Annotated in this window: 8 protein-coding genes; 1 reads left to right on the top strand and 7 read right to left on the bottom strand. The window is 50.4% G+C overall.

From position 1 onward, the window contains the following. From JCM13995_RS12290 to JCM13995_RS12315, 7 genes are all read right to left on the bottom strand, one after another. On the bottom strand, window positions 1–460 hold a 460-nt coding region (locus JCM13995_RS12290), incomplete at its 3' end, for a hypothetical protein (RefSeq protein ID WP_054666092.1). Window positions 461–2,135: 1,675 nt separating this feature from the next. Then, the gene (locus JCM13995_RS16375) at window positions 2,136–2,477 is read right to left on the bottom strand and encodes an FAD-binding protein (RefSeq protein WP_225350888.1); all 342 of its coding nucleotides are present in this window, start codon (window positions 2,475–2,477) and stop codon (window positions 2,136–2,138) included. Continuing rightward, window positions 2,363–3,559, bottom strand: coding sequence for an FAD-dependent oxidoreductase (locus tag JCM13995_RS12300; protein WP_054666097.1), 1,197 nt, complete (start codon window positions 3,557–3,559; stop codon window positions 2,363–2,365). The genes JCM13995_RS16375 and JCM13995_RS12300 overlap by 115 nt, the downstream gene beginning before the upstream one ends. After that, on the bottom strand, window positions 3,552–4,304 hold the full coding sequence (locus tag JCM13995_RS12305) for an SDR family NAD(P)-dependent oxidoreductase (protein ID WP_054666100.1): 753 nt from the start codon (window positions 4,302–4,304) through the stop codon (window positions 3,552–3,554). Before JCM13995_RS12305 ends, JCM13995_RS12300 begins: the two co-directional genes overlap by 8 nt. Beyond that, window positions 4,304–4,675 (bottom strand): FAD-binding protein, encoded by a 372-nt coding sequence (locus JCM13995_RS16380; protein WP_225350889.1) that lies wholly within the window; start codon window positions 4,673–4,675, stop codon window positions 4,304–4,306. The genes JCM13995_RS12305 and JCM13995_RS16380 overlap by 1 nt, the downstream gene beginning before the upstream one ends. After that, entirely contained in the window at window positions 4,591–5,643 is a 1,053-nt protein-coding gene (locus JCM13995_RS12310) for an FAD-binding protein (RefSeq protein ID WP_225350890.1), read from the bottom strand. Before JCM13995_RS12310 ends, JCM13995_RS16380 begins: the two co-directional genes overlap by 85 nt. Before the next feature lie 233 nt (window positions 5,644–5,876). Beyond that, window positions 5,877–6,752, bottom strand: a complete 876-nt coding sequence (locus JCM13995_RS12315) for a LysR family transcriptional regulator (protein ID WP_082397862.1) — start codon at window positions 6,750–6,752, stop codon at window positions 5,877–5,879. Between the two features lie 489 nt (window positions 6,753–7,241). On the opposite strand from JCM13995_RS12315, the gene JCM13995_RS12320 reads away from it, so the two are divergent. Then, window positions 7,242–7,443: hypothetical protein (locus JCM13995_RS12320; protein ID WP_054666103.1), on the top strand; the 202-nt coding region annotated here is incomplete at its 3' end.

The following is a 7,443-nucleotide window of genomic DNA, read 5'->3' on the forward strand; positions in this document are numbered from 1 at the left end:
AAAATTGAGGCCTTATTTTCCGCAGCGTCTGCTTGCTTGTAAGTCGGATCATCACTCTTAACGGCGTCGACCCCGCTTCGCCATTTGTGTTAACAACGACCCGAACCGTTTCGTCCTTCGTGTCGCCAACGGTCATGCCACTAGTGTCGATTCCCTTCGCTTCCAGTTGCGCTTTGATATTCGCCCAAAGCTTGGCGGTACCGGCATGCGCAGTGGCCGACGTTTCAGCGCGGACAGCATCCTCAAGCGATTGACTGTCCGCAACCTTGAAAACGCCATCAGCATTCTTCTTGGGTACCTTAAGCGCAGTCGCTTTAGTGATGGTCGGGACAGCTGCAGTCGTCGTGACCGCCGCCCGCACCGCCTGTGCGTCTTCCAAAGCCTGGACACTAAAGCCCAAAACCAGCGTAGAGAGCAGTAAGAGGTGTCCGACCTCATGTTTTTTTCTGTTTTGATTCAAATGACTATCCCCCTAGATTTCACTGGATGAGGCGGCCGCCGTGACCCCGTTCCCACAACGAGGCCAAACGATTACGCCGCCATACATCACCACATTTACTTCTCTTTTTCCCAATGCGTCCCACGGAGCCCCGTATAACGCCTTAACATCTGTGTGATTCATCACCTTCTACTGCTTCAAAAGATTTCAAACAACTGCTTAGTATCGAGAGTGATACCCTCAATATTCACATGAGAGAAATTATATCCTGAGGATTTGATGAGCGCAATATGGCTATTTGATAAGATAACCGAGATTTACCCTCGTTATTTATAAAAATTATCTAATTCAAGCACATGTGTCTTATCGTTTTCCCCGGTGTGACTTGCTTACATTGGAAACACAAGTGTGTAAGCATTAACACGTTTTATAACGTCCCGGCTAATATTTCAAAAATATTTCATTTGTCATTACAAAATCTGTAATTTATTTGATTATGATAAGAATCATTAGACGGTGATTTGTCATTTTTTTGGCCAGGCAACAACGCGGATAGCATTGAGGTCACCTAGCAATCACGTTCCGCTCTGGTTCAATTGCCGCAAAAAGCAGCAATCCTTCCCGACGTGGGCGCACCGGTGAAAATTTTTTCTAAATATAAGTGAGCTAATGCCTCTCACCTCAAAAAGGTAAACACCATTTCCTTTGCCGCACTTTGCCAGTTTTTCTCATGGCAGCAAAGCCATCAGGTCTCAGCATTGTACAGCTAGCGAAAATGTTTCTCGCAAGCATGTCATTATTTCAAGGAACGCCGAGTTACCGCCATTCAGGCAGGACGCAGAACGAAGCGCTAATCCACCGTCTTGGCCTTCGTCATTAAATTCTCATTTTCACCATCCTCTCGCAAAGCACTGCCTGAGCTAATCACTCGCATCGTAACTACCGCCATGAATTGTTAAGCCGACAGAGGCCGCACCACTCAAGAGACACAACTAGTTGCAGAACATTGTGCAACAACAAGTCACAACAAGCGCCGGTACACCACGATTGAAAGGACGAATCGTCGTGTACCGGCGCTTGTGATTGGCTAAAAGCACTTTATATTTCTTCGCCAGTGATCGACCAAAGCAGCAGGTTGGCCAGCGTTCCTACACTGCGTTGACGCCGCATCGGAATGATTCGACAACTTGGTCCACACCCAAGCGCAAACAAGGCCGGATTGTGCGCCACGGTCGCTCCGTATCTTGATCCAGTGCCGTCTCACCTATATTCAGGAACGCGTCATTGTCACCGTATGGCGTGGCCATCACCCTCCGGACTGGCGCAATACCCACCACGGGCAAAAATCACTGTCTTGTCTGCGATGCGCAAGTCTTGACCGCTAACTTGTTCTTGCAATTTACGGATATAACAACTCAAGCTATTGAGCTTCTAAATGAGCTGACCATGATTAGTTGAAACCAAAATCTGAGATCGAAACATGACTCACTGTATCATTCTTGAAGAAAAAGGTTACGATTAGCATACCCTTTAAGGCGAGCAAAATATGCGCATCAAAAAGCCACCCCACAAGATAACCTCTTCACCTTTCAGAAAGTACACAAATGCCCCTGCGCCGCGCTTCCATTTCAGAATCGTGACCCAGAGGCACTTGTACTCGGGGATAAAAACGTTTAACGCCTCCGCCGCCTCAACATTATTTGTTTTGAACGATTGCCGCGACCGCGTTGCGCCCTGAAAAGGCTGCAAACCCCGCGGTGCTGCCTGGCAAGGTGACGGCATAGGTATCGCCGACCAGCATCCCCGCCGCATCATTACCAATCGCATATAGTCCCGGAAGCGGATACCCATGAGCATTCAGCACTGCATTGTGCGTATCGATGCGCAAGCCGCCGATCGCACACGCCATCCCCACGCCTAGGGTCACCGCATAAAATGGGCCATCCTTAACCGGCGTGAGATAGGCCGAAGCTTTACCAAAATCAGCATCAACGCCGGCCGCGACTTGCTGATTATAATGGGCAACGGAATCAACCAAATTCGGTAAATGTAACTGTTCTGCCAAGTCTCCAAGCTATCGGCTTTCGCCAAATATTTGCGATGCGCGGCTAAGTCCGATGCTAATTCATCAGGCAACTTGCTTAAGGTATCGGGTGAAAATGGAGAATTGCCCACTGCCTTGTACAACCCGACCGTGCTTAAATGTTTGACGGCTTCAGCGTCAAAAATCGCAAACGTCCGCGCTTGACCAAGCAGCGCATTCCCTGCGTGGCACATGTTGTCATTCACATCTTCATTCACGAAACGGTCACCGACCTGGTTGACCCACAAAATTGCTTCCTGAGTTGCAGCCACGCCAATTTCAGAGGTCATATGCATGAATGGCGGCAGCATCGGGTCAAAAATTGCCCCACCACCAAACTGGAGTGCACCCATGCTGTCATGCATCGCACCAGCCGCCCAGGCCAACTGCATGCCATCGCCAGTGGATTTGCCATCACTGACACTCATCAGCCGGTCTGATAATGGTGTTTGCTTTTTGACCAATTCGGGATTGTCCACATAGCCGCCGGTGGCTAAGATCACGTTGTCAGTGGCAATTTTTGTCGTTTGCCCGGTGACCTCGTTCATGACCTCAACGCCTGAAAGATGCCCAGCAGTCTGCAATAATTTTTGGGTACTGGTACTCATGCAAAATTCCACGCCAAGCTGACGCGCTTTAGCCACCAATGTTGCCACAGCCGCGTGGCCACCGCCGGCAAAGGCATGAATGGTGGGCCAGCTTTTCCCTTGCGGGCCAACACTGGCAAACTTCACCCCTTGGTCCGCTAGCCAGTCGATGGTCTCGCCAGAATGGTCGATCAACTGCTTGAGATGCGGTGCGCTGGCTTCGTAATGGGAATAATTTAGCTCATCTTGCAACAGCCGCGTGCGGTCGATGGTGATGCCGGCTTGCTGTTGAAGCCTTGAATCCACGCCCATCACGCCTTCCACATAGTTGCCGTCGCCGCCGAGGCTACGTCCTTTTTCAATCACTACACAGGACAACCCCGCCTGCCGCGCAGTGATGGCCGCGACGAGTCCTGATAGGCCCCCGCCAATGATGACCACTTCAGGCATGTGGCGCCTCCTGTTTCAATCCAGCACTGACCCCGCCATCGACCACGACGGTTTGCCCGGTCATGAAGGTCGCTTCAGTCGCAACAAAGACGAACACTTTGGCCAGTTCTTCAACCGTTTCGTAACGCTTCATTGGGACCGTTGGCGTCATGGTATCAATGAACGCCCCATCGTTCAGCGGCGTTTTGGTCAGTCCAGGGGCCACACAGTTAACGCGAATATTTTGATCGGCATAGTCGACAGCGGCCGCTTGCGTCATGCCCATGATGCCATTTTTGGCCGCATTATAAGCGCCAAAACCACCCGGGGCGTAGAAACTGCCCAGCGCGCCGGTATTAACGATTGACCCAAAGCCTTGCTTCAGGAACAGGTTGATTTCCGCGCGCATGCACTTGAACGTTCCAACAAGGTCCAGACCAACAGTCTTGTCAAAATCCTCATTCGTGAGCTCGGCAAACGGCTTCAGCACGCCGCCACCAGCGTTATTGATGACATAATCCAAGCGACCGAACTGCGTCATCACCTGTGACAGCGCCGCAGCAATCGAGTCGTCTTTGGTCACATCCATGACCAAGCCAATCACCGTACCTGAGGCTTGCCCATTCAGGGATTGCGCCACTTCCACTACGGTGGGTTGATAATCGGTCAACACCACGTTGGCCCCGGCATTAGCGAAGGCGACACTCACCCCATAACCGATTCCTTGCGCCGCACCGGTAATCAATGCCACTTTATTTTCTAACATTATTCTGCCTCCTGAACGGCTTTACCCGCCTCAGCCGCAGCAATCCAGCCCGAGACAAACGCAAACCCGTTGGCGATTCCTTCATAGCTCGGATAACCATCTGAATACAAGCCGTTGACATTGTTGCCGACGATGTACAGATCCTTTAACGGTTGCCCGGCTTTGGTCACCGGCTGGCAATTGCGATCGACAGCGACCCCGTCGAGTGTGCCCAAAATTGCGCAATGTTCTTTTATCGCGTAAAACGGACCCTGATTGACTCCAAACTTCAACTCCGCCGCCGGCTTCAAGAAAGTATCATCTTGCCCATCGGCAACAGCCTGGTTATAAACTTTGAGGGTGCGTTCAAAGGCCGCGATCGGCAACCCCAATTTGTCCGCAAGTCCTTCGGCTGTATCGGCTTTGACGACTTCACCATGCGCGATGGCATCCTCAAAGTCTGCTTGAATCGCCGGGATCGGCCGACTGTGCCAGTTGGCGTTTGGCCTGGTTCGAGAAATTGCCGTTCAAAAGTATCTTCCATCGGCACCAGATGATCGCGAAAATGATCCAGCGTGGCTTGATCGAGGATCACACTATATTGGCCTTGAACGTTGTGCGCGGCATTAGCCCACATCGCAAAGTCATAGACAATGTCTTCGTTAACAAACCGATTCCCGGTTTGATCGACCCAAAGCAGCGGCAAGTTGGTCAATGTTTCCACACTGCTTTGGCGCCGCATCGGGTTGATTCGCAAGCTTGGCGCACACCCATGGGCAAACAAGACCGGATTGTGAGCCACGTTGGCCCCGTATTTCGCGCACAGCTTGATTCCAGTGCCGTCGGCCTTGCGCTCACCTAAATTCAGCAACGCGTCATTATCAGCGTATTTGGCCGCCATCATTTCCGGACTGCCGCAATACCCACCGTCGGCAAAAATCACTTTCTTGGTTTCGATGCGCAGGTCTTCACCGCTAGCTTGTTTGGCAAGCACGCCTTTAAGGCCTGCTTGGGGATCATAGTCCAAACCAACTGCCCAAGTTTCAGTCAAAACAGGGTTCCCGGCGTCCTCAAATTTCTGCGGCCAAGCATCCCAAGTGGCCATTTTTGACTTGAAGTTATTGAACTTGTGATAAACCAGTGGGTCATTGAGGTGCGCTTTCTGTTCACTTTGCTCAACCGTGGTGGCTAATCCCATTGCCGCCATTCGGTCAATATTCTCACCGGAATCTTTGAGAAAGCGCGCCAGGAGTTCGCCGTTAACAAAATAGTGATTATAGCTCGTCAACCCCTTGAACGCATCCGCATAGTCATAGGTCACACCCTTATCGAGTTGCTGCTTAGAGTGGACCGCAAACACGCCATGGGCCCCAAACTTCCCGGCACCGCGACTTTATCCCCACGCTCCAACATGATGAACGGGATCTTCTTCTGATACAATTCAAACCCCGCCGACAAGCCTGCGGAACCACTGCCAACAATCACGACTTGAGTCTTTAACGTCTTCATGGTGGTGCATCCTTTCTTATTGTGAAGTATCCAACAAGTAAAGGATAAAGCGTTTTCATAAAACCTGCCAACATCGAATAGTTGTCAGCGATAACTTGAACTTATCGCTTTAAGAATCATCCCTTCAAATAGTTCCTGGCGATCGCGACTAATTGCCGCGACCACGTTGAAGGCTTGTTCCAAATGCTTCGGTGATAGCCGTGTGAGGTTGTTACAATGTGCAGGTACTCTGAAGTCATCCGGCACCAGCGCCACGCCGCCCTTGAAATTCACAGCCAACGCGGCGGCTTGAAAACTGTTTACCTGTGCGATTGAAGCATAGCCCCAACCGTTATGCGCATACTTATTGACCATGACCGCCTGGATATCGGCAATGCCAGTTGACTTCCAGTGCTGTAAATACAGCTTGCCGGCATGACTGAGCGTTGGCGCATCAGGCTGCGTCGCCAGTGCTTGCGTGTTGCACAGCACATCAAAGCCGACTTTGCGCAGCGGAAAGGCCTGAAGCTTGGTGTTGCCGCTAAACGCCAGTTCAAATCCGATCAAAATATCATAATCATGCGCCAGCAGCCGCGTGAACGCATCAGTAAAGGGTTCTTCATCAAAACTCAACTGCCTGCTGGGTCCGAGATGTTCAGCAAAGGCAGCCGCGTCAGCTTCCAAGCCTTGAAGAAAGTGAATCCTGAGCAGGCCTGCTGGTTGTTGTTCCGGATGACGCCAAATTTCACCATAGGCCTCCAATACTTGAACCGCCCGCAGATAAAAGAATTGGCCGGAAGCGGTCAGTGACAGTGAAGTAGGGGTGCGGTTAATCAACTGTACCCCCAAATCATCCTCCAAATGCCTGATTGCTGAGGATACCGCCGTTTCTGAAACATAATTGCGTTTGGCTGCCGAACTAAAGCCGTGGGTCTGCACCACGTCAACAAAATATTTCATAGGCTTTAAGTTGTAATTCATAATGACGCCTCCAAATGTGTGGCAAGTGCCAGTTTAATTATACGACTTGTTGGCTGACTGCCCTCAAAGTCCGCAATCCCACCGTTCTCATTTCAGCCACCGACTCTCACCCTACACTTCTCAAGTTTCAGGTAAAAAAAACGTCCAAACGCTGATTGACCAACGTTTGAACGTGCAATAAACTTATTCCCACTCTGTTGCCCCGAAAAGCCGAATGAGCGCAAATGGGCGCCGTTAAAGGCTTTTGAATTTCAATAAGCCCAATTATATCACAAAAAAACAGCTTTGGAAGCAGCATAAAAGTTGCACGGTGCAAATTGGAGAAAACTTCATATCAACAGCAAATTTAGACCTCTCAATGTCCGGGCGGTCTATTTATTTTGTAGTTGATTGTGCATTGCTGCCTGCAACCTTTGAAGTGATACTCACTCCCTCTTTTAATAACAAGATATACCAATTTTTCAAATCTAGAATGGAGGAATTACATTGATGAAAGCAGTTCGGCGAACCTCGGTATTCGCCGCCTTAATTGCAATCTTCGTCCAGCTCTTTATCCCGGCCTCAATGGCGATTGCCGCCAGCATGACCAACATCAAGGTTGCTGACTGGCGCAACACTTGGCACTTGCACTTGTTCAATGGCTTACATTGGACGGACACCGGTATGTGGATGAAAAAGGTGGACGGCAAAG

The sequence above is a fragment of the Lacticaseibacillus camelliae DSM 22697 = JCM 13995 genome (assembly GCF_001311195.1).
Taxonomy (GTDB): domain Bacteria; phylum Bacillota; class Bacilli; order Lactobacillales; family Lactobacillaceae; genus Lacticaseibacillus; species Lacticaseibacillus camelliae.

Excerpts from the sequence above, each read along its gene's own strand:
- JCM13995_RS12300 (WP_054666097.1), bottom strand. The coding sequence starts at position 3,559 with ATGCCTGAAGTGGTCATCATTGGCGGGGGCCTATCAGGACTCGTCGCG.
- JCM13995_RS12305 (WP_054666100.1), bottom strand. The coding sequence starts at position 4,304 with ATGTTAGAAAATAAAGTGGCATTGATTACCGGTGCGGCGCAAGGAATC.
- JCM13995_RS12315 (WP_082397862.1), bottom strand. The coding sequence starts at position 6,752 with ATGAATTACAACTTAAAGCCTATGAAATATTTTGTTGACGTGGTGCAG.